The 208-nt window shown below is 76.9% G+C and carries 1 protein-coding gene; it reads right to left on the bottom strand.

Features of this window, described 5'->3' with window-relative positions; genetic code table 11:
- Positions 1-208: hypothetical protein (locus tag QWY28_RS24245; protein ID WP_439117286.1), on the bottom strand; the 208-nt coding region annotated here is incomplete at both ends.

Below are 208 nucleotides of genomic sequence, written 5' to 3'. Positions count from 1 at the left end.
GTCGTGGTGGCTGGGCACGAAGACCCGCGACCGGACCGCCTCCGCGTAGTCGCGCGGGTCGCGCAGGCCGTTGGTGTACTGCCCGAAGCCCTGCACCGCGCCGACGTGCACGTCCGCGCGCGGCCGGCGCGCGAGCCGGTCGAGCACCCGGGAGGGGTCGTCGCGCAGCGGGCCCGCGGTGTCGTTCCAGGTGAGCGAGAAGCCGCCG

Source organism: Nocardioides oceani (assembly GCF_030412965.1).
GTDB classification, from domain to species: domain Bacteria; phylum Actinomycetota; class Actinomycetes; order Propionibacteriales; family Nocardioidaceae; genus Nocardioides; species Nocardioides oceani.
Note: the sequence above shows the minus strand (reverse complement) of the source record. Positions and strands in the feature narration are given on the sequence as shown.